This is a genomic window from Colwellia psychrerythraea (assembly GCF_000764225.1).
Lineage (GTDB): Bacteria > Pseudomonadota > Gammaproteobacteria > Enterobacterales > Alteromonadaceae > Colwellia > Colwellia psychrerythraea_D.
In genome coordinates, this window is the sequence record NZ_JQED01000047.1 from 22,078 (window position 1) to 43,554 (window position 21,477).

Consider the following 21,477-nt stretch of genomic DNA (forward strand, 5'->3'; position numbering starts at 1 on the left):
AAAATATTAACGTACGTTTTGTAAGTTATTAGTCATTGAGCACCGAATACAAAAAAGTAAGAAAACACGCCAGTTTTTTGGGGTGCTTTTTTACCTTTTAATAAGGTAACCACTGGAAGATGCTTGATTATGTCAAGCATCTGTCTTTATTGGTACCAAGCATAATTTACTTTATCGGATAAGTACTGAGGTATTCTTGCCATTTCTTTTCTGTGGTGAACAGCTCTGCACGCTCCCAGCCATAGCCAGCAGCATAACTGAGTTTACCTTGTGCATTGGTATGAGAAATTAGCCAAATGTGACTTTCATCTCTTTTGGTTGAAGGAAGATGTATTATGTCGTCGACAAGCTCTGGAGCCATGACCACACCTGTGCCTAAATGGTAGCCCGCTAGCTTTTCCCAAGCAGCTACCCAGCCTGATTCTTTATCTAAGCTGACGTTGGCTAATTCATCATGAGTAGCAATACCGATGGCAATGCTTATATTTTTTGCTGGTTGGCCGTTCAGGAGAAAGCTAGAGGTGACTTCAAATAATTGTGAGCCTAATGCAAGACTTATTTGCTTAGTTTCTGATACTTGGCCTAATTTGGTTTGCCAGACATAATCAAGTTCAAAGACAACTTTGCTAGGGTTGTCATCAATAATGCGTGAAGCACTATATGTGCCAGCAGGGTAGGGAGTGCCGTCTATCCAAAGTGCCGTACCACCTGTGCCGCGTGATATGCCGGTATGGTATGGATCATGACCTTCGCCCCAATCTTTATGGTAACTGACGTTATTTTGATAATTATCATACCATTTATCAATGATCGAATAGTCAACACGTTTCAGCCAGCAGTCGACACCACTGGCGGCTTTATTCGGGGTTGCTAGTGAAGAGGGACCATACACACGAAATGCTACTCGATCATTCTCCCAAGCAAAATCATCTTCTCGTATGGAGACAAACTTGGCATAGGCCTTAACCACCTGTTGCTCTTTTTTTACTAACTTATTGTAGGTAGTAGTTTTTTTTGCTAAAGAAGGTGATGTTTCGGTGGTAGCCTGCTGGGCACAACCAATAGTTAATGCGGCACTGACGGCCAGTAATAAATACTTAGGTGTTGTTTTCATCTCGTGTTTCTCTCTATTTTGCGTTTGTTAGGTTGTAATTGCTGCTTTATTTGTTGATAAAGTACCCTCTTATAGCTATAAGATATCATACAAGTAAAAAGAAAGGGATATATTAATTTGGGTTACAAAAGGGGTGATGGAACACAATCGGAATATAGTCTCTGTAGGGTAGGATGAATAATCATAACAGTTAGTTAGCTAGTTAATGCTCCGCCAACACTATACTTTTAAACTCTAGGTAGTCTCAATATGCCGTTTGATACTAAATTGCGGTCTCATGTTTAGTGATGATTCTCTAGAAGAGAAAACACCTTGTCGACTTATACCCGTTCCACTTGAAGATGCTCGTTTCAGGAAGTCTGAGCGATTCATGATCAAGGCGCATTTTTTTATTAAGGGTCATTCCCTTAAAAAGAAATGTAACGCAAGGTAGGATTTGCTCAGCCTTCCCCAAGGGGCTGGTTTAGAAACGCTTTATGCTGCGTTATTGGTTTTGACAATAGAATAACTATTCTCTTTAATCAATGTCTTGCCTAAAGGCGTTTCTAATTCCAGCTGAATCATGCATCTTCAAGTGGATCGGGTATATAATGAGACTTTCGCCTTTAGAGTAGCGACTACCACACGTATAACACTGCGACTAACACCCGCTTTTCTTCAATATCTTCGCTGTGGGCAGTTTTGTTCAGGTCTAGGGGCTGTTGATCTTTCGAGATTACTTTTACAGCAACTTGTTTGGTATTTAGACAAGGCAGAGTATGTGACGTGTAGCTGGCTACACGAACATACGATAACGTAGTATAAATTTTAACCCTGAAAGATCAACAGCCCCTAATATTATTATCTAGAATTTTCCTGCTAAGAGGTTAAATAATTAGTCAAACTTCGCGTTGATTGTATACCCAAACGACTTGAGAGTACTGAAATCGAGCATTTCCAAGTGGCTTGGGTATATATGACCCAGATTAAAGTCTATAGAATTCAATGAATCTTCATTAATCTTTATAGGTTATAGCGTTGAAGTATATAATTTGACATTTTTATTGATTTTTCATACAAGATTGACAAAAAATGTAAATATCGGTTGTAATCTTTCAATAAACATACTTGTATGATATCGTACAAGTATGTTTTGACGTTTTATTATTAAATAATTTGAGGGGCAACCGTGGTTAATGTCGTTGTTATGGGGGAATGTATGATTGAGTTTTCTCCAGCTGGAAATAGTTGTTATAAACAAGCGTTTGCAGGAGATATTTATAATACTGCGGTATACCTTAAACGTTTACAAAATAGTGCGGTAGATATCTCTATTTTGACCGCTGTTGGCTGTGATGCTTTGAGTAATGCCATGGTTGATGATTTTAAAGCTAGTGGTATTGATACTTCGTTTGTACAGCGGGTAAGTCATAGGCAAACAGGGGCTTATCTAATTGAAATATCTGCTGAAGGTGAGCGTAGCTTTGTTTATTGGCGAGATACATCGGCGGCGAAATTGACCATTTCGCAACTTGAAGATAACGCTAAGCGCGCGCTTATTGACCAATGCGATGTATTCTATTTTTCAGGGATTTCTATTGCTATTTTAGCTAAAGAAGATCGCCAAGCATTCTGGCTATTTCTTGCAGAGCTAAAACAAGCTGGGGTACGTATTGTTTTTGATTCTAATTTTCGCAGCCGTTTATGGGAAAGCAAAGCCGATGCTATTTCTCAATTTGATCAAGCTTTAAGTATCAGTGATTTGGTCTTTGCTGGAGTTGAGGATTTTAACTTGTTGTATGATCTTAACTCTTTTAGTGATGTTGATAACTTTCTAAATGAGTTTGCCATTAATGAATTAATTATTAAAAATGGCCCAGACGATATATTTTATCGGTCAACAATCGAACAGTTCGAGGTTGAGATTTCCCCGGTTGAATGTGTTGTTGATAGCACCTCTGCGGGTGACTCTTTTAATAGTGGCTACTTAAGTGCAAGAATGAATGGTTCTTCGAGTAAAGAAGCTATTGAGCATGCTTGTCGTGTTTCTGCTTGCGTTATTCAGCATAAAGGTGCGGTCATTAATCAGGATGTCTTTTCTGCTTTTATGGCAAAAGAATAAGACTAATAAAATCACAGTGCATTTCTGTCTATAGGCCTATACCCGTTAATTCCATTAATTTATTCCTTTACGGAGCGTAAAATGACTAGTAGAACATCTTTATCCAGTTGGCAAGCCTTACTTGAACATGCCGAGAACAACAAACAAGTACACTTAAATCAATTGTTTGCAGATGATAGTGAACGATTCGATAAGTTTTCAATTAAGTTGCCAAACTTATTACTCGATTATTCTAAGAATTTGGTTACTGAAGAAACTATGGCTAAGCTTGTCACCCTTGCCCAAGAATGTGATTTAGAGGCGTGGCGTGAAAAAATGTTTAACGGCGATAAAATAAACCGCACGGAAGATCGAGCTGTTTTGCATAGCGCGTTAAGAAATAGAGCCAAATCGCCCTTTTTATTAGACGGTATTAATATAACCGAACAAGTCGAAGATACCTTAGCGAAAATGAAAGCATTTAGCATTAGTGTTCGAGAAGGCCATTGGTGCGGTTATTCAGGTAAACGCATTACCGATATTGTCAATATTGGTGTTGGCGGCTCTAATTTAGGTCCGCAAATGGTCACCGAGGCACTTAAGCAATATAGTGATAATAGTTTAAATGTTCATTATGTTTCCAACGTTGATGGCACACAAATTGCTGACGTACTAAGACCGCTTAACCCTGAAAAAGTGTTGTTTATAGTTTCAAGCAAAACCTTCACCACCACAGAAACGATGACCAACGCGAATACCGCAAGAGATTGGTTAATTGCTTCGTCATTCGATGAAAAAGCAGTGTTAAAACATTTTGTTGCCGTTAGTGCGAATACAGAGAACGCCGTTGATTTTGGTATCGATCAAGAAAATATTTTTGATATGTGGGACTGGGTTGGTGGTCGCTTTTCTCTTTGGTCTGCTATTGGGTTGCCTATTGCCCTCGATTTAGGCTTTGATAAGTTTATTGAGTTACTTGAGGGGGCGCATGAAATGGATTTGCATTTTCAACAAACGTCCCTTAGAGATAATGCCCCCGTCATCTTAGCATTACTTAGCGTTTGGAATTGCACTTTTCTTGGCGCCCAATCTCAAGCAATATTACCTTATGATCAATCCTTACATATGCTGTCAGCTTATATGCAACAAGCCGAAATGGAAAGTAATGGTAAGTCGGTTACTTGGGATGGTGCGCCAGTTGACTACCCAACGGTACCTTCAATATGGGGGGAGTTAGGCATTAATGGGCAACATGCTTTTTATCAGTATTTACATCAAAGTAATAATGTTGTGCCAGCTGACTTTATTGGCTCTGTGCAAAGTGTTACGCCAGTAAAGGGGCATCACGAAACCTTAATGGCCAATTTTTTTGCGCAAACTCAAGCATTAATGACAGGGGTAAATGAAGCGCAAGTGCGTGCAGATTTGAAAGCGAAAGGTCGCACCGATAGTTATATTGATAAAGTTGCGCCACACAAAGTACACAAAGGAAACCGTCCGACTAATACTATATTGTTGAAACGCTTAGAGCCAAAAAGTTTAGGCAGTTTAATTGCGCTTTATGAACATAAAATTTTTGTCCAAGGCATTATTTTACAAATATGCTCATTTGATCAATGGGGCGTTGAATTAGGTAAAGGCTTGGCCAATAAAATTTCAGAAGAATTATATAGCGGGCACATTAATCAAGATCACGATAGCTCTACAAGAGAATTAATTAAATACTACCAAGCGGATAAAACTTAGAACTATCATTTTACAGCTCCTAGTGAAAATCTCTCAGTGTCTCGGTCAATAATACCTGGGGCATAGGGATTTAAAAAGCACGTGTCCATGCAGTTTACTCAGGATTAAGCTTAACCTCATATGCTGTCAGTATTCAAAAATGAATGTGGTATTCTATCTTTATTATTTCTAATATGTATAGGTATAATCAGTAGCAATTAAAAAGAAAAAACAGGTTCGAATGAAAATAAAATACACCCTTATCATTGCACTATCAATCGTCTTAATTGCTACCGTTACTTCCATTGTTGCGGGGGTTGTTACAACGAATAAAAATGAAAGCCAACTGAAGTATAACACTACAAAATATCTTTCATTTGTACTTGCTGACGAGTTTAGGCATACCTCGATAAACTTAACTAGACTTGCTAGAACTTATGTTGCCACAGGTGAACAAAAATACCTTGACCAATACATGGATATTGTTAACTGGCGTGCAGGTAAAATACCAAGACCTACTAATGTAAACAAAAGCTTATATCCGAGTGTAAAAAAATCACAAAGCGATATCATGAAAGAATTAAATTTTTCTGTTGAAGAATTAAACCTTTTAAAGCAAGCAAGTGAAGCCTCTAATGATTTGATTAGCACTGAAACCCAAGCTATTGAATCGGTTAAGGCGGGAATGATAGTTAATGGCCCTTTTCAAGCAAACACAGGAGAAAGCGCTCAATCATTTGCCTTAAGAATCCTATTTGATGAATTATATCATCAAGAGGTTACTAAAATTATGATGCCTGTCACCCTCTTTTTTAGTGCTCTTGAGCAAAGAACTGAAGCAAAGGTTGACCAAGGCAATGAAGAGCTTTCATTTTGGTTGTCGGTATCTACCATGATGCAAATAGTTTCGGCACTTACCTTATTTGGGGGGGCATTTTATATTGGCAAAAAAGTTTTTTTTCGATTAAACCAAAACGTTGAACATCTTAAAAGTATGCTGTTATCAGATGGTAGAATCGATCTTACTGCCACTATTGAAGAAGCGGGTAACGATGAGATTTCAATACTGGTAAACAGTATGGACTTTATTCACTCTCAAATTAAAGATTTGGTACTAAAACTAAATACTACCATGGGCGATTTATTAAAAACATCTGATAACTTGTCTGGCATTGTAACTACTTCTGAAGCCAGCTTATTAGACCAAGAAAATAAACTCACTCAAATTGCTACTGCTACTAATCAGATGGTGGCAACAGTGCAAGAAGTTGCATCACATTCATCTGATGCTTCTGTTGCGGCAAGTGCCTCTCGTGACAAAACCGAATTCGGTCTTAATATTATCAAAGATGCCGTGTTGAATATGGATAAGCTTTCTGAAGAAATCAATACCGCTTCAACTGCAGTTGATAATCTTGATAGCGATAGCACCGCTATCACGTCAGTGCTCGATGTGATCAGAGGAATTGCCGACCAAACCAATCTACTTGCCTTAAATGCAGCGATTGAAGCTGCCCGAGCGGGAGAGCAAGGTAGGGGCTTTGCCGTTGTCGCTGATGAAGTGCGTCAATTAGCAAAAAGAACACAAGATTCGACCATGGAGATTCAAGCTATGATTGAAAAGCTACAGATAAACTCAAAGACAGCAGTTTCTTCTATGATGAGTAGTAGAGAGCAATCTGTTACGTGTGTTGACATAACGAATCAAGCAGGCCAAATTCTAGAAGAGATCTCTAACCTCACCACAGGAATATCAGATATGAGCACATCTGTTGCAACAGCATGTGAAGAGCAATCCGTGGTGATTGAAGATATAAACCAAAACATCCATGGTATTATTGACAGTTCTGAAATCACTAGAAGTGCGGTTGAGAGCACGGCTGATAATAGTGTGTCATTACAACAACTTTCTGACGGAATTAATGCACAACTTAGCCAATTCAAAGTATGATCTAACACATTGATTACCCCTTAATGGTAACGGGTATAAGTTATTTATTAAATGGCTTAAATTCTCAATAATGTCCTTACTCTCAGTCCTAATGGCTAGCTATTAGGACTGAGAACGTCTTGTTCATAAAAATTCCTATAGAAAAGCTTGATGGTTGCATAATTTAGCATGTCACAATCCTATACCTTAGGATTTCTGGGGTATATCTAGCTTGGCCTACGTTTTAATCGGTAAGTAAAAAATAGCATTTGTGAAATGATAAACTAATCAGTTGTATGATAACATGAAGACTGATATCCTTATTAATCATAGGTGCTGTTTTTTAAATTAATGAGGTGGGCATGAGCACAAATTCGGACAAAAATATATTTTCTCTAGAAGGGAAGACGGCCTTGGTTACCGGCGCAAGTAGAGGATTAGGGCAAGCGATTGCGGTTGGGCTTGCCCAAGCGGGAGCCGATGTTATTTGCTGTAGTTCACGTGAAGGTGGTGTTGATGAAACAGCAGTATTGATCCGAGCTCTTGGGCGTAAGGCCTATACCTTAGCTGCTGACTTATCAAAACCTGAAGCGGTACGTTCGTTAGTAGAACAAGCGTATGCAAAAGTTAATAGTATTGATGTGTTGGTTAATAATGGAGGCACGATTGCGCGCCATCCTGCAGTGGACTTTCCACTAGATGAGTGGCAACAAGTGATTGATGTTAATTTAAATTCTGTATTTCTACTAAGCCAGCTTATCGGTAAAAACATGGTTGAGAATAAGCAGGGGAAAATCATTAATATCGCTTCCATGCTTTCTTTTCAAGGTGGTATTACTGTTCCTGCATATACGGCCAGTAAACATGGTGTGGTTGGTTTAACTAAAGCGCTAGCAAACGAATGGGCTGGGTCGAATGTACAAGTGAATGCTATCGCACCAGGGTATTTTCGAACTGATAATACCCAAGCGCTACAAGATAATCCTGAAAGAAACCAAGACATTGAAAAAAGAATACCTGCTGGACAGTGGGGCGAGCCTGCACAATTAGTGGGTGCGGTAACTTTTCTTTCAGCACAAGCAAGTGATTATGTTAATGGTCATGTATTGGCGGTTGATGGCGGCTGGTTAGCAAGATAATAAAAGGTAAAATTATGAGTATTGATTACGAAAACAGATATGCTATTGGACAAAATGAAGCGAAAAATTTTGATACCAAACAATTACGTGAGAATTTTTTGTCGGAAGATTTGTTTCAACAAGACAAAATTAAATTAGTCTATACCCACTATGAGCGTTACATTGTCGGTGGTGTTGTGCCTATTAATGCCGCGCTAGAATTATCGGCAATAGACCCATTAAAAGCAAAAAACTTTTTAGATCGTCGTGAGCTAGGTATTATTAATATTGGCGAACAAGGCATTGTGAGCGTTGATGGTGAAGAGTTTGTTCTAAATAATAAAGAAGCACTATATGTAGGTGCAGGTAACAAAACGGTGATTTTTAGTAGTGCAAATAAAAATTCACCAGCACGATTCTACTTAAATTCAGCACCTGCTCACAAATCTTACCCAAATAAGAAAGTAACACGTGAAGATGCGAATGTTTTAGAGCTTGGTTCATTAGAAACCTCGAATGAACGTTCAATCTATCAATTGATTATTAATGGTGTGGTTGAAACGTGCCAGCTGCAAATGGGCATGACGTGTTTAAAACCTGGTAGTGTTTGGAATACCATGCCTGCACATCAGCATGATCGTCGTATGGAAGCTTATTTATATTTTGATTTAGCTGAAGACCAAGCCGTTTCTCATTTTATGGGCGAGCCAAAAGAAACACGTGTTATGTGGGTTGGCAATGAGCAAGCAATGATTTCTCCTGCATGGTCAATTCATAGTGGCGCGGGTACGTCAAATTATTCATTCATTTGGGGTATGGCAGGTGAGAATCTTGATTATGACGATATGGATAAATACATGCCAAATGAATTAAGGTAACTTGTTATCATCTCATTAAGCTTAACTCAATGGCGACTAACTGAGCTATGGGTTAAGCTTGATGTGAAGTGACTACTTGTTGGTTGTTGGTTGTAGGCTTGAAAGGGTACTGTTTTGTTTAAATTATTGTTAGTTTTGATGTCGACACTGCTACTTAGTAGCTGTGGTGGACAGTCAAAAAATGATCTGGTTTTACGCGTTGGTCATACATTAGACACTAAGCATGCGGTGCATAAATCGCTTGCTTTTATGTCTGAACGATTAACACATTACTCTAACGGGACAATGTCACTTAAGCTCTATCCGAATGGCCAATTGGGCTCTGAAAGAGAAATGGTTGAGTTATTACAAATTGGTAGTTTAGCAATAACAAAAGTATCGGCAGCAGCGATGGAAGGCTTTGTTCCTGAAATGAAGGTGTATAGCCTACCTTATATTTTTAGAAGTAGAGAACACCGCTGGCAGGTCTTGCAAGGCAGTGTAGGTAAAAATATTTTAGCGGCAACAGGCAAAGCAAAACTGGCAGGGTTAGGCTACTTTGATGCAGGGAGCCGAAGTTTTTATACCTGTAAAAATATGGTCAATGTACCTACAGATATCGTCGGTAAAAAAATTCGGGTGATGAGTAGTCAAACAGCCATTAAAATGGTGCAAACCTTTGGTGGTGCAGCAACGCCTATTGCATGGGGAGAGCTTTATGCAGCCCTTCAGCAAGGAGTGGTTGATGGCGCAGAAAACAATCCACCGAGTTACTATCTATCTCGTCATTATGAAATTTGCCCCTATTACTCTTTAAACGAACATACCTCTGTTCCTGATGTCATTATTGCCAGTAAACACATATTTGATGCGCTGAGTACGGTGCAACAAGAGTGGTTAACATTAGCAATGAATGATGCCGTTGAATTTCAAAAATCTCTTTGGCTCACCGCTGAAGAGGGCGCCTTAGCCGCGGTTAAAGCTGCAGGTGTTAAGGTTATATATCCGGATAAAACCGCTTTTTTCGAGGCTGTTGTGCCTTTCCATTCGAGCTATGAAAATACTGAAATAGGACGATTATTGAAGCAAATAAAGCAAGTAACAACGATATCGGAGAGTGATGATGGTTAAATTTACTGCGTGGTTAGATTTAGTCATTGAAAAGCTTTTAATGCTCTTAATGATATTCATTGTGGCTTCTGTTTCATGGCAGGTACTGTCTAGGTATTTATTACATGAGCCAAGTTCTGTCTCTGAAGAAATAGCACGATTTTTATTAATTTGGATCAGTATGATTGGTGCGGTCTATTGTTACCGTACTAAAGCACATTTAGGACTTGATATCTTAACCAATAAAATGAAACCTCAGCAGCAGCAGCAAGTAGAATTATTTTCTCATCTCGTGGTGTTTATCTTCTCTGCTTTTGTCTTGATTGTTGGCGGTTGTAAATTAGTACAGTTAAGTTTTGACCCAGTACAAATTTCACCGGCTTTGAGCCTCCCTATGGGGTTGGTCTACCTTGTTATGCCGATCACGGGTGTACTTTTTTGTTTTTATGCGGTTGTTGAGTCTTTAACCCTGAAAAACTCTAAAACTGTAAATGAAGGAATAAAATAATGGAACTTACGGGTCTTATTTTAATCGTTACCTTTTTTATTTTACTGGCATTAAATGTGCCTATTTCATTTAGTATTGGTATCGCAACACTGGTGACCATGCTTTTTAGTATTGATTTTGTCCCCGCGGTTACTACGATTGCACAGCGTATGATTGGTGGTGTGAACAGCTTTGCTTTGCTTGCTATTCCATTTTTCATCTTATCTGGCCTTATTATGGGTCGTGGTGGGGTAGCTAAACGATTAATTGAATGTGCCATGGCGTTAATTGGTATGTTTCCAGGTGGCTTAGCATTGGTTAATGTGTTGTCTTGTACCTTATTTGGCGGTATATCAGGTTCGGCAGTCGCAGCTACCAGCGCAATCGGTAGCTTTATGATCCCCGAAATGGAAAAGCAAGGTTATGATCGAAATTTTGCCACTGCGGTAACGGCTACGGCTGCAACAACAGGCATGATCATTCCCCCGAGTAATATTTTGATTATTTATGCAATTGCCAGTGGTGGAGTGTCAATATCTGCACTCTTTGTGGCAGGCTACTTCCCTGGTTTATTAGTTGCCTTTTTCTTGATGCTAGTGTGTGCTATTTACTCGGTAAGAAAAGGGTATCCTCGTGGTAAAGTCTTACCTTTTTTCACTGTTATTGAAAAGGTAGCGGCGGCTTTTCCGAGCTTGTTACTGTTATTGATTGTCATCGGTGGCATTATTGGAGGTATATTTACGGCGACGGAAGCTGGCGCTATTGCGGTATTATATTCATTATTTCTTGCTGTTGTTGTTTATCGAGAAATAAAAATAACGGAATTATCTAGTATTATCCTCAAAGCTGCAGGCATTACTGCCATTGTCATGTTTTTGATTGCAGCTTCATCGGCAATGTCATGGATTTTATCTTACGAGAATATTCCACAAAGTATCAGTCAATTTTTATTAACTATCAGTGAAAATCCATTAATCATCTTATTAATTATCAATTTAACACTGATATTAGTGGGTGCCTTTATGGATATGACACCTGCGGTGCTTATTTTTACACCCATTTTCTTACCTGTTGCTGAAAGTATCGGTATGTCGCCTATCCACTTTGGTATTATGTTGGTACTTAACTTATCCATAGGTTTGTGCTCACCGCCAGTAGGTGCGGTGCTATTCGTAAGCTGTTCGGTGGCTAAAACATCTATTGAAAAAATCATTAGGCCTATGATGCCACTTTATATAGCAATGTTTTTTGCTTTAATGTTGGTCACTTATATTCCCGCTATTAGTGAATTTTTACCTAAGTACTTTGGATTATTAAAGTAGCCACTTAGAGGAAGGTGACAAGTCATTGATTTAATGCTTTAACGATTAAATTAATGACTTGGGAATAACCTCATGTCGGATTGCACAATCATATCCCTCAAGTCCTTGGCTATAACTATTTAATAATATCGTTATTTTCGACCCCTACAGCTAATTATTGTTCAATAACGCCCCTTGTAATTAAATACTATTTGATTCCTATCCCAAGATAATTATGGCTAAGAAGATATTAATAATAAGAGTGGTTATGTTATGGCTAGTTAAGTGACAGGACAGGTGAAAATCGTATATGAACCTCCCATTGGTAAGGTTCCCTTTATTGCTCATTGTTTTATTTGTCATTAGTCTGATTCATCTATTACTGAACGAAGGAAAAGCTAAATCAAACTAAATTAACGGATAATTATGTGCTAGTTTTTAAATTCTTAACAATATTCAGATGACGTTTACGACTGTTACCTAGATGCTCCATTATTGCATATCTTGCTTGTTCATTTTCTCTGGCTTCAATCGCAGAGGCAATTTTTCGATGTTCATCTTGTATTGATTTTAAATATTGTTTTGGATCAATGCCTGATTCATTGTTAATGACAATATTTCTCGAAGGAATAATACCTTCATCAATAAACTTTATAAACCGGCTGAAATAGGGGTTACCTGATGCTTCTGCTATGGATAAATGGAATGCTAAGTCTTCTTGAACAGCGTCATTTCCACTTTCTATTTGTTCATCAAACTTATCTAATGATTCCCAAATAGCCCGCATTTGTTTTGCCGTTCTGTTTTTTGCAGCCATTGATGCCATCTCTAACTCAACGGCCATACGCAATTCAAGTATTTTTACAGCATCTTCAATTGAATTAAATTCATTTGAGTCAATCTCAAAAGTCTGTATTTTTGCTTTATTAGCAACGAACATGCCGACACCTTGGCGACTAATAATAAGACCTTCAGCTTTTAGTGCGGCTACAGCTTCGCGTACAACACTTCGACTTACTCCTGCTTGCTCTTCTATATCCTTAGCTGCGGGCAGTTTTGTGCCAGGATCCATTTTACCTTCTAAAATTTTCTTTCTGAGCGATGTAACTAAATCATTAGTTAAACTACGTGTGGTTTGTATGTGGCCTAAATTAAAGTCTATTACAGTCAAAGTGTATCTCCATTTCACTAATAGGTTATCTTATAATGATACTATAATCAGACCATTTTATTAAATGTTATTTGAAAATATTATTAAAATAGTGATTGATGTAATAAGTAACTGTATCAATTTGATAAAACACTTTGTGTGAAGTCTTACAAGTCGGTGTGGTAATAAAAATTTAAAGTGGTCAATATTGTTGTTATGGGGGAATGCATGGTTGACTTTTCAGAAACAGACAATAATCAGTATAAACAATCTTTTGCTGGTGGTATTTATAATACCGTGGTTTATCTGAACGATTACAAGCGGATGTTGTTAATGTATCAATTTTGACAGGAGTTGGGGGGTGATGCCATGCGTGAGTGCATGCTTGAAGATTTTTTGTTAAACGGCATTCATACGAATATTAAAAAATATAGCTAACGCTAACGTCAATAGTTCGCGGTAAGATATAACGACCATTTCCAGAAGTCCATGATCTAGGATCTCCTTCGGTAATACCTTCGGAGTCTGTTAAATTTGCTACAGCCAACCGTAGCTCCACTTCATCGGTGATATTCATGAGCATGCCAATATCTATTTTCTTATATCCATCTAAAATGATAGTGTTTTCAGGGTTTGAGTAACGGTCACCTACTAAAGATATGGTTCCATAAATAACGGTTGGGATTTTATTAAAGTCAAATTCATAACTTGGTGTTACGCGTAATTGAAATCCTGGCTGCCGTATTGCGTCTTTTCCGATGAAACCAGGATTTCCATCTGTAACTTCTGTTTCCTGGAATGTTGAATTTAAGTTAATTGAAAGGCCATTATCATTGTAGTAGTTAAAGTCTAACTCTAAACCATAGGCTTTATTGGTTGTGACAATAGCGGGTGTGCCAGGAATAAATACGACAGCATCACCTTTAACTTCATTAAGGAAGAAAGTGGCAAACACATCAAAATTATCGTCGACTAACTTATAACCCACTTCAAACTGACTGACTTCTTTAATCAAATCTTGACCTTCGGTAAAAGCACCATAGTTTTCTCTGATATCATCAAAGTATGGCATTTTACCGCCACCATTAGCCCGAGCGAATACCCCCATTGTGTCGGTAAACATCCAATTAGCACCTACAGTCCATGCCATATCTGTTTCATCATAAGAAGCATGTTTAGTGATGACGTTGTCTAAACCTTCATCGACGGTATAATCAATAGTGTGGTTTTCACTACGCAAACCTGCGTCGAGTGTGAAGCTATCTGTTATATTAATCGAACCTGCTGCGTATAAGGCGCTTGTTGTGCCATCACCAGTACTGACAAAGTCATAATTCCATGAGCATCCATTGGCATCTTGGTTACAGTCAATACCACTTAGGTTTTCACCACCTTGCTCTACAACATGATATGAATAGTTACCTAGCGCCCACCAATCATTTGCGGAAAATGAAGAAGAGTAATAACCTAAAGTAAAACTAGCATTATCGAAATCTTTGGTAAGAGCAAAATCATTGACCATCGATTTGATTTCTTTTTTAACGACCCAGCGACCGTATTGTTGAACAATCGTTGACCCATTATATTCAGTGCCCGTCACAAGACCCGTTGCACTAGCTCCATTAGCAGCAACAGTGGACAACTCTACAGCGCCACCGCCAGGGACTAGACCATACGTATCAGCATTACCCTTGGTATAATTAAACTTATCTACTAACGACCAGTTATTGCCAAGATCTAGCTCAATACTACCGCCAGACACACTACCATCCCAGCCTCTCCCTTTGGCAAAGTCAAACATTTCAGTGGTATTATCTGCACCGTATTGAATTGCGGCTTGTCTATTGTTTGTACCAAGTTGGGTAAAGTCACTCCCTACATGGGTTAATGGTGCGGGCAGATACCAAACGCCAAAAAAGTCTGTTTGTCGTGTGTAAAAATTAATTTTACCGTTATCCAACTTCTTGGTGATATTAACAGTGAACTGTGTGCCTTCTTCGCCGTTAAACCCTGCATCACGTACACCTGGTGAGCTTTTAATATACCCACCTACCATGTAATAAAGATCATCTGCTAAGCTTCCACTAAGTACACCATCAACTCGTTGCAGGCCATAGTCAGAGGTAGAGTATTTAACTAAACCTTCTGTTTCTTCTGTACCTTCTTTGAGTATGAAGTTAGTAGTTAAACCAGGTTGTCCGTTAGATATTACAGGGTTTGGACCACCGCGTAGTGCTTCCATAAACTGAACGGTTTCATCTAAACGGAATAAAGTTGAGTTTTCTAAGAAGGACAGTGTTGGTGGCGGGAATACTGGCGCACCTTGTAACTGTACAGTGAGAAAAGGGGCATCACCACCGCCAGGAAAACCGCGAACAAAAACATTTGCACCGGCAACCCCGCCAGAGCTTTCAGACCAGACACCAGGAATAGCCTTAAATAGATCGGCTGTACTTTTAGGGGCTAATTTTTTTATATCTTCATCATCAAAAGAACTAACCGCAAAACTTGCCTCTTCTTTGGCCACCGCTTTACCGCTAAATGTGCCCGTAACAACTATTTTTTCTACACTCTCTTTTTGAACCACTGTTTTAGAGTCATTTTCGGCTGCAAATGCCATCATTGGGTTCAATGCCAACCCAATGGACAAAGCAATCATCGACACTTTGTTTCTTTTTTCATTTTTGTTTTTCATGTTATTCCCCAAGTATAATTCAATTTAGTAGAAGTATGCGCTCTCTCTAAAAAGCTCTTCTGATTTGATAAAGCAGAAATACTATTAGCGACGCATCTCCTTTCTTCTTCCGTATGCCAAATATTGTTAAATATCAGTCTCTTGTATTCGTGATTGGAGATAAACTCAACCATTGTGTTTAAAAAACCAATTAACTAAAAATAATATAAATACGTCAGTCACCAATTTTGTTGGTGTATTAAGTTAACGAATAGGAAATAAAAAACAGCCAATAATATTTTAAAAAAACTTATTGGATTATCACTTGGAATATTTTTTTTGATGTTAAAAGCACCATTTTTACACAGAGTTTTAAGACACTTATGTCCATAAAAACATTTAATTCCCGGTGCTTTTTCGCTTTACGGCAAGTAAGGAGAAAGATGTGCAAGGTTTTGGCTGAGGGATTTATGCAATAATAAATGTTTAGTAAATGATTTTTAGCTAGAGGTGATTACTAAATGATTTTCATGTTATCTTTTACCTGTATATTATTTCAACGTATTTGGAGTTTAGTTCGTGTAGAAAATCCAATAATTTCTTTAGTGCCAATTATTAAGCCATTTTTTTTAATATTTATTGGCTGATAAATAGTCTTGATTCGTTTAATCAATACAGCTATAAAAAAAGTAGTCGCCTATGTCTAAAAATTTATTTGTAAATACGATAGTGTCTTACAGAAAATCTTTGTTAAGCCTGATTGGAAAGATCGCACCTCCTGATGAAGTGGAAGATATAGTACAGGATGCGTATGTCAAAATTTACCAAGTTAAAAATAATAAATCTTTAGAATACCCTAAGGCTTTTTTATATCGAGTCGCAGTGAATTTGGCGAAGGACTTTAATAAAAAATCAGAAGTTAGATTAGCTGATTCAGCACAAGAAGAAAGTGATTTTGGTGTCGATTCATCTGATACTATATACCATAAAGTTCATATAGAAGAAGAGTTTGGCCAACTATGTGAAGCAGTGAAAAATTTGCCAGTACAATGTCGAAGGTTTTTGTATTACGTAAGATATATGGTTTTAGCCACAAAGAAATTGTAAAGGAACTGAACTTGAGTCCACATACCGTAGAAAGCCATATAGCCAATGCTATGAGAAAATGTGAAGAGTTTAATTCCTCATTGGAAAAGTCAAAAGCTAAAGCAAGCCAAGCTTTAAGGGAGCGTCAACATGAAAAATAAAATTATACCTATATTTACTGACAATGTAATGAAAGAAGAGGCATCTGTGTGGTTGGCTAAACTGGACAGAGGTTTAACTGATAACGAAGAAGTGTTATTGAAGGATTGGTTAAGCCAGTCTGAAAAACGTCGCGAGTATTTTGTTAAATTAGCAAAGCAGTGGGATGTCTTATCGGTACTTTCTTTATTATCAGATGTTGTCCCTTATAACAAACAAAAAACTAACCTTAACTTTAGGCACGTTATGATGGCTGCTTCTGTATTCTTTCTTTTACTTTTAAATATGCCTAGCTTAGACATTAATCGTTTCTTTGATACGAATGGCACCGCTTCAACAAGCGTTGTGGACCCTACACTTTTTTCCAGGACTTATGAGACAGCTGTTGGTGAAAAATCTACAATAAACCTCCCCGATTTATCGGTGTTAACTTTAAATACGGATAGCATTGTTGAGGTTAAATATACCCAAAAGAATAGATTTCTCCTGCTTAAAAAAGGTGAACTTTTTATCGATGTAGCGCATAACAAACAACGTGAACTTATTGTGTCTGCGGGGGAGAAGTCCTTTGTGGCTGTAGGTACTGCTTTCAACGTTTCATATCTTGATAAGTCAAAGTTGGAATTAATTGTTACTGAAGGAAAGGTTTTGATAGCTGAAAAGACAGCTGCTTCTAATGCGACAAGAAAGGTCGATAATAGGGTAATAAAATCCATTGGGGTAGTTGCAGGTGAAAAAGTGCTACTTAAATCCAATGAAAAGCTAATGGTTGCTGCTATACAAAAGGTAAATATCAAAGATAGTCTTGATTCATCATTATCTTGGCGAGCTGGAAAGCTCGTCTTTAAAGGGGAGACCCTTGATAACGTTATTGCCGAAGTATCTCGCTATTCAAATGTGCAAATTGAACTTGTAGGAGACGAAATCAAAAAAATAAGAATTGGAGGACGTTTTAGAACAGGTGATGTAGATGGATTGTTAAACGTATTAACTGAGCAGTTTGATATAGAAATCAGTAAAATGAATAACTCCAAGATTAAATTATATCTTACAGCTAAGAAATTAACCTGAAGTTAGATAAATTATTTATTAAATTAATTTACTTCAAGTCAAATCTACTTGTAGGGGTTATTTTATTCGGTCCACTAACTTTATGGTGTTTCCTTTGATAGGAACATGTTCTCAATCATTAAAGAATGACACTTTTCGGATGTGTGCTTGCTACTAAGTAAGATTAAAGCTTGTTGATTCACGTTTAACCAGGCTAGGGATGTATTTGCAGTTTATATTTGCAGTGTTTTTAGGTTGCTTAGACGCTAAGTCAATGCCTATAGATGCTGCGTGTATTGCCATCTCTTCTACAGGGTAATTTAATGTACTGAGTTTAGGCCTTGAATACCTTGATAGTAAAACATCATCAAATCCTAGTACTGAAATTTCTGACGGGACTTTAAAGCCGTTGTCTTCTAATGCCGAAATGGCACCTATTGCCATGGCGTCGTTATAAACAAACAAGGCAGAAAAGGATTTTCCAGACGCTAGTAGCTTTTGTACTGCTATTTCTCCGCCTTGAAGCGTCGGTTCACCATAAGCAATAAGCTCAGGCTCTATATCAACGCCAGCAGATAACAACTCGCTTTGAAATCCTTGCAACCTAAGTCGTGGGTCGTCTATTTGATATTTACTGGAAATACATGCGACGTTTTTATGCGCTAAGGCTAAGAAATGACGTGCAGCTATTCTTCCACCCTCAAGGTTATCCAACCAAATACAACGCTGTGCTATTGCTTCAATATAGCGATCAATTAGTACTAAACCGGGCACTTGATTGGCTAACGCTATCAAGGCTTGATCGGATAACTTCTTGCTATGTATTACCATCACCTCGCAGCGCCTTTCAATTAATAAATTGATGGCCTGCATTTCTGTTTCAGCACTGACTAGGCCAGTACTTAATAATAATTGCATATTTTTTTGTCGAGCAACTTGTTCAACACCTTGTGCAAGTGAGGCGAAAAAGGGGTCAACTAAATTGGGAATAACAACACCCAAGGTAGTGCTTTTTTGGGTTACTAAAGCGCGAGCATTGGCGTTAGGGCTGTAATTTAACTCTTGCATTACCCTAGTTACTTTTTCAATGGTCGCTTTACTGACTTTAGGGCCGTTATTTAATACCCGAGAAACGGATGCTACTGAAACACCAGCGACACGAGCTACGTCTTTTATTGTTGCCATAAGGGTAAATGTTTACATAGTTGTTGTTTGTTTAGTTACCCATGAAATATACACTAATTACAGGCTTGCTAGCAAGTTGACTTTAATTTCAAACTACTACTTGCACAAATATAGGTAAACGTTTACCCTTGTTTCATGTTTTTAATTATTGTGACTTAAAATATTATGACAATTGCATTTGATCCAACAGAACATCCACATCGAAGATATAACCCTCTAATTGACGAATGGGTGCTGGTTTCCCCACATCGCGCCAAACGACCTTGGCAAGGGCAGGTAGAGCAGCTTGATGAGCAAGAAAAACCAGCCTATGACAAAGATTGCTTTTTATGTGCCGGCAATACGCGTATTAATGGTGAAATTAATGATGACTACAAAGAGACCTTTGTTTTCACTAATGACTTTGCGGCAATCAAGCAAGACACCCCTATAGTGAAAAGTGAGGATCCACTCTTTACCATGGCAACTGAACAAGGGGAAAGCCGTGTGATCTGCTTTTCACCTGATCACAGTAAAACCTTACCTCAACTCTCTGTAAAAGCAATTACTCGTGTTGTAGGTACCTGGCAGAGCCAATGTGAAGAATTAGGGAAAACCTATACCAGCGTTCAAGTATTTGAAAATAAAGGCAGTGTCATGGGCTGCTCTAATCCACATCCGCATGGACAAATCTGGGCACAACAGCAATTGCCTACCTTAGTGATGAAAAAACAAAAAGCACAGCAGACTTATCTTCAGCAACATGGGAGTAATTTATTGCAAGACTATGTTGTCAGAGAAGTAGAAAATAAAGAACGTATTGTGGTGTCGAATGATGATTGGCTGGTGGTTGTGCCATATTGGGCGGCATGGCCGTTTGAAACCTTACTTTTACCTCGCTTTAGTGTTGCTCGAATAACAGAATTGACTGTGGCACAAAAGTCGTCTCTTGCCGATGTTCTTAAACAAATAACCATTAAATATGACAATTTATTTAATTGCTCTTTTCCTTATTCAATGGGCTGGCACGGTGCTCCTTTTGATGGGCAAGAGCATGATGAATGGACCTTACACGCGAGTTTTTTCCCTCCATTGTTGAGATCAGCCACTGTGCGTAAATTTATGGTCGGTTATGAAATGATGGCTGAAGCACAGCGAGATTTAACAGCTGAGCAAGCGGCTCAACGATTACGTGATTTGCCAACAACTCACTATAAGGAGCAAAGCTAATGACTCAGCCAGTGCCAAAGTCACATGGACTTGAACAACAAGCCCTTGTACAAAACTTATTTAAACAGCAATTTCAACAGTCGGCTGAAATAGTGTGTCATGCACCAGGTCGTGTGAATTTAATTGGCGACCATACAGATTACAATGATGGTTTTGTGCTACCCGCAGCCATTAACTATGGCACTATCATTGGGGCCTCGGCTCGCGAAGATAATTTAGTTAAAGTATATGCTCACGATTGTGACCAACAAACGGCTGAATTTTCACTAAGTGAGATAGTGTTTGATCAAAAAATGATGTGGAGCAATTATGTTAAAGGCACATTACAAGCGTTATTGAAAAAGTACCCTGATATTAAAGGTGCAAATTTAGTGGTTACTGGTAATGTCCCCCAAGGTGCAGGTTTAAGTTCCTCTGCCAGTTTTGAAATTGCATTGTTAAGAGTGTTTACCGAGCTTTATCAATTAGAGCTAAATGGTGTTAATGCCGCTCTTATTGGCCAGCAAGCTGAGAATGACTTTGTTGGCTGCAATTGTGGCATTATGGATCAGCTTATCTCAGCCATGGGACAAAAAGGTCATGCTATGTTACTCGATTGCAAAGATTTGTCTTTTGAAGATGCACCTATTCCAGATGATTTAGCCTTGTTTATTGTTAATTCCAACGTAAAACGAGGCTTGGTTGATAGCGCTTATAACTTAAGGCGCCAACAATGTGAAGCAGTGGCTAAGCACTTTGGTGTTTCTGCCCTGCGAGACGTTACCATTGAGCAACTTAATGCAGCCCAAGATAAAATCGAGCCTGAGCTATTTAAACGTGCTCGTCATGTTGTTAGTGAAAATGCTCGCGCAGTAACGACATTAAAGGCGCTTAAAAATAATGATATGACGACAATCAGTGCAGCAATGAAGGCATCACATAATTCACTTCGTGATGATTTTGAAGTCACTACCAAGGAAATGGATGGTTTAGTGGCCATGATTGATAAGGTATTAGGCGGTGAGGGCGGCGTTCGCATGACCGGTGGTGGTTTTGGTGGCTGTGTCGTTGCCTTAGTGCCTACCGCTTTGCTCGAAAAGGTCGAGGCTGTTGTTATTAACAACTATGAAAATGAATTTGGTTTAAAACCGAGCATTTATCACTGCTCCGCGACACAAGGTGCGTTTCGATAATTTATTCAATTATAAATAACAAGCGAAAATAAAACTAACTCAAAAGATATAATGATAACTATAAAAAGGT

General features: G+C 38.4%; 17 protein-coding genes. 13 read left to right on the plus strand and 4 right to left on the minus strand.

What is annotated here, in order from left to right; genetic code table 11:
* Positions 1 to 166: 166 nt before the first annotated feature.
* Positions 167 to 1,114, minus strand: coding sequence for a DUF4861 family protein (locus tag ND2E_RS04725; RefSeq protein WP_033078332.1), 948 nt, complete (start codon positions 1,112 to 1,114; stop codon positions 167 to 169).
* Between the two features lie 1,168 nt (positions 1,115 to 2,282).
* On the opposite strand from ND2E_RS04725, the gene ND2E_RS04720 reads away from it, so the two are divergent.
* The 8 genes from ND2E_RS04720 (at position 2,283) to ND2E_RS04685 (ending at position 11,743) form a co-directional block, all read left to right on the plus strand.
* Positions 2,283 to 3,215, plus strand: a complete 933-nt coding sequence (locus tag ND2E_RS04720; protein WP_081962089.1) for a sugar kinase — start codon at positions 2,283 to 2,285, stop codon at positions 3,213 to 3,215.
* Between the two features lie 81 nt (positions 3,216 to 3,296).
* Positions 3,297 to 4,940 (plus strand): glucose-6-phosphate isomerase, encoded by a 1,644-nt coding sequence (gene pgi, locus ND2E_RS04715; RefSeq protein ID WP_033078329.1) that lies wholly within the window; start codon positions 3,297 to 3,299, stop codon positions 4,938 to 4,940.
* Positions 4,941 to 5,160: 220 nt separating this feature from the next.
* Positions 5,161 to 6,870: a methyl-accepting chemotaxis protein gene (locus ND2E_RS04710; protein WP_033095119.1), complete on the plus strand. Its 1,710-nt coding sequence runs from the start codon at positions 5,161 to 5,163 to the stop codon at positions 6,868 to 6,870.
* A gap of 341 nt (positions 6,871 to 7,211) precedes the next feature.
* Positions 7,212 to 7,988, plus strand: coding sequence for a 2-dehydro-3-deoxy-D-gluconate 5-dehydrogenase KduD (kduD, locus tag ND2E_RS04705; RefSeq protein WP_033078327.1), 777 nt, complete (start codon positions 7,212 to 7,214; stop codon positions 7,986 to 7,988).
* 14 nt (positions 7,989 to 8,002) lie between these two features.
* Positions 8,003 to 8,845 (plus strand): 5-dehydro-4-deoxy-D-glucuronate isomerase, encoded by an 843-nt coding sequence (gene kduI, locus ND2E_RS04700; RefSeq protein WP_033095120.1) that lies wholly within the window; start codon positions 8,003 to 8,005, stop codon positions 8,843 to 8,845.
* A gap of 138 nt (positions 8,846 to 8,983) precedes the next feature.
* The gene (locus tag ND2E_RS04695; RefSeq protein ID WP_033095209.1) at positions 8,984 to 9,955 is read left to right on the plus strand and encodes a TRAP transporter substrate-binding protein; all 972 of its coding nucleotides are present in this window, start codon (positions 8,984 to 8,986) and stop codon (positions 9,953 to 9,955) included.
* Positions 9,945 to 10,442, plus strand: coding sequence for a TRAP transporter small permease (locus ND2E_RS04690; RefSeq protein ID WP_081962090.1), 498 nt, complete (start codon positions 9,945 to 9,947; stop codon positions 10,440 to 10,442). Before ND2E_RS04695 ends, ND2E_RS04690 begins: the two co-directional genes overlap by 11 nt.
* Entirely contained in the window at positions 10,442 to 11,743 is a 1,302-nt protein-coding gene (locus ND2E_RS04685) for a TRAP transporter large permease (protein WP_033078324.1), read from the plus strand. Before ND2E_RS04690 ends, ND2E_RS04685 begins: the two co-directional genes overlap by 1 nt.
* 403 nt (positions 11,744 to 12,146) lie before the next feature.
* Here the strand turns inward: ND2E_RS04685 and ND2E_RS04680 are convergent, their stop codons facing one another.
* Positions 12,147 to 12,893 carry a FadR/GntR family transcriptional regulator gene (locus ND2E_RS04680; protein WP_052056858.1) on the minus strand — a complete coding sequence of 249 codons (747 nt, stop codon included), beginning with the start codon at positions 12,891 to 12,893 and terminating at the stop codon, positions 12,147 to 12,149.
* Between the two features lie 400 nt (positions 12,894 to 13,293).
* Positions 13,294 to 15,567 carry a TonB-dependent receptor gene (locus ND2E_RS04675; protein WP_033095122.1) on the minus strand — a complete coding sequence of 758 codons (2,274 nt, stop codon included), beginning with the start codon at positions 15,565 to 15,567 and terminating at the stop codon, positions 13,294 to 13,296.
* Positions 15,568 to 16,245: 678 nt separating this feature from the next.
* On the opposite strand from ND2E_RS04675, the gene ND2E_RS22220 reads away from it, so the two are divergent.
* The 3 genes from ND2E_RS22220 to ND2E_RS04670 are packed head-to-tail and all read left to right on the plus strand — an operon-like array spanning position 16,246 to position 17,862.
* Complete coding sequence (locus ND2E_RS22220; protein ID WP_052056859.1) at positions 16,246 to 16,653, plus strand: RNA polymerase sigma factor; 408 nt, start codon at positions 16,246 to 16,248, stop codon at positions 16,651 to 16,653.
* A gap of 11 nt (positions 16,654 to 16,664) precedes the next feature.
* On the plus strand, positions 16,665 to 16,793 hold the full coding sequence (locus ND2E_RS22755) for a hypothetical protein (protein WP_263281888.1): 129 nt from the start codon (positions 16,665 to 16,667) through the stop codon (positions 16,791 to 16,793).
* Positions 16,783 to 17,862, plus strand: coding sequence for a FecR family protein (locus tag ND2E_RS04670; RefSeq protein WP_033095123.1), 1,080 nt, complete (start codon positions 16,783 to 16,785; stop codon positions 17,860 to 17,862). The genes ND2E_RS22755 and ND2E_RS04670 overlap by 11 nt, the downstream gene beginning before the upstream one ends.
* Positions 17,863 to 18,015: 153 nt before the next feature.
* Here ND2E_RS04670 and ND2E_RS04665 read toward each other — a convergent pair whose 3' ends face one another.
* Positions 18,016 to 19,026, minus strand: a complete 1,011-nt coding sequence (locus ND2E_RS04665; protein ID WP_033095124.1) for a LacI family DNA-binding transcriptional regulator — start codon at positions 19,024 to 19,026, stop codon at positions 18,016 to 18,018.
* A 165-nt stretch (positions 19,027 to 19,191) separates the two neighbouring features.
* Between ND2E_RS04665 and ND2E_RS04660 the strand changes: the two genes are divergently transcribed.
* Positions 19,192 to 20,235, plus strand: coding sequence for a UDP-glucose--hexose-1-phosphate uridylyltransferase (locus ND2E_RS04660; RefSeq protein WP_033095125.1), 1,044 nt, complete (start codon positions 19,192 to 19,194; stop codon positions 20,233 to 20,235).
* Positions 20,235 to 21,407: a galactokinase gene (gene galK, locus ND2E_RS04655; RefSeq protein WP_033095126.1), complete on the plus strand. Its 1,173-nt coding sequence runs from the start codon at positions 20,235 to 20,237 to the stop codon at positions 21,405 to 21,407. The genes ND2E_RS04660 and galK overlap by 1 nt, the downstream gene beginning before the upstream one ends.
* Positions 21,408 to 21,477: the final 70 nt, after the last annotated feature.

Excerpts from the sequence above, each read along its gene's own strand:
- ND2E_RS04725 (WP_033078332.1), bottom strand. The coding sequence starts at position 1,114 with ATGAAAACAACACCTAAGTATTTATTACTGGCCGTCAGTGCCGCATTA.
- pgi (WP_033078329.1), top strand. The coding sequence starts at position 3,297 with ATGACTAGTAGAACATCTTTATCCAGTTGGCAAGCCTTACTTGAACAT.
- ND2E_RS04710 (WP_033095119.1), top strand. The coding sequence starts at position 5,161 with ATGAAAATAAAATACACCCTTATCATTGCACTATCAATCGTCTTAATT.
- kduD (WP_033078327.1), top strand. The coding sequence starts at position 7,212 with ATGAGCACAAATTCGGACAAAAATATATTTTCTCTAGAAGGGAAGACG.
- kduI (WP_033095120.1), top strand. The coding sequence starts at position 8,003 with ATGAGTATTGATTACGAAAACAGATATGCTATTGGACAAAATGAAGCG.
- ND2E_RS04695 (WP_033095209.1), top strand. The coding sequence starts at position 8,984 with ATGTCGACACTGCTACTTAGTAGCTGTGGTGGACAGTCAAAAAATGAT.
- ND2E_RS04690 (WP_081962090.1), top strand. The coding sequence starts at position 9,945 with ATGATGGTTAAATTTACTGCGTGGTTAGATTTAGTCATTGAAAAGCTT.
- ND2E_RS04685 (WP_033078324.1), top strand. The coding sequence starts at position 10,442 with ATGGAACTTACGGGTCTTATTTTAATCGTTACCTTTTTTATTTTACTG.
- ND2E_RS04675 (WP_033095122.1), bottom strand. The coding sequence starts at position 15,567 with ATGAAAAACAAAAATGAAAAAAGAAACAAAGTGTCGATGATTGCTTTG.
- ND2E_RS22220 (WP_052056859.1), top strand. The coding sequence starts at position 16,246 with ATGTCTAAAAATTTATTTGTAAATACGATAGTGTCTTACAGAAAATCT.
- ND2E_RS04670 (WP_033095123.1), top strand. The coding sequence starts at position 16,783 with ATGAAAAATAAAATTATACCTATATTTACTGACAATGTAATGAAAGAA.
- ND2E_RS04665 (WP_033095124.1), bottom strand. The coding sequence starts at position 19,026 with ATGGCAACAATAAAAGACGTAGCTCGTGTCGCTGGTGTTTCAGTAGCA.
- ND2E_RS04660 (WP_033095125.1), top strand. The coding sequence starts at position 19,192 with ATGACAATTGCATTTGATCCAACAGAACATCCACATCGAAGATATAAC.
- galK (WP_033095126.1), top strand. The coding sequence starts at position 20,235 with ATGACTCAGCCAGTGCCAAAGTCACATGGACTTGAACAACAAGCCCTT.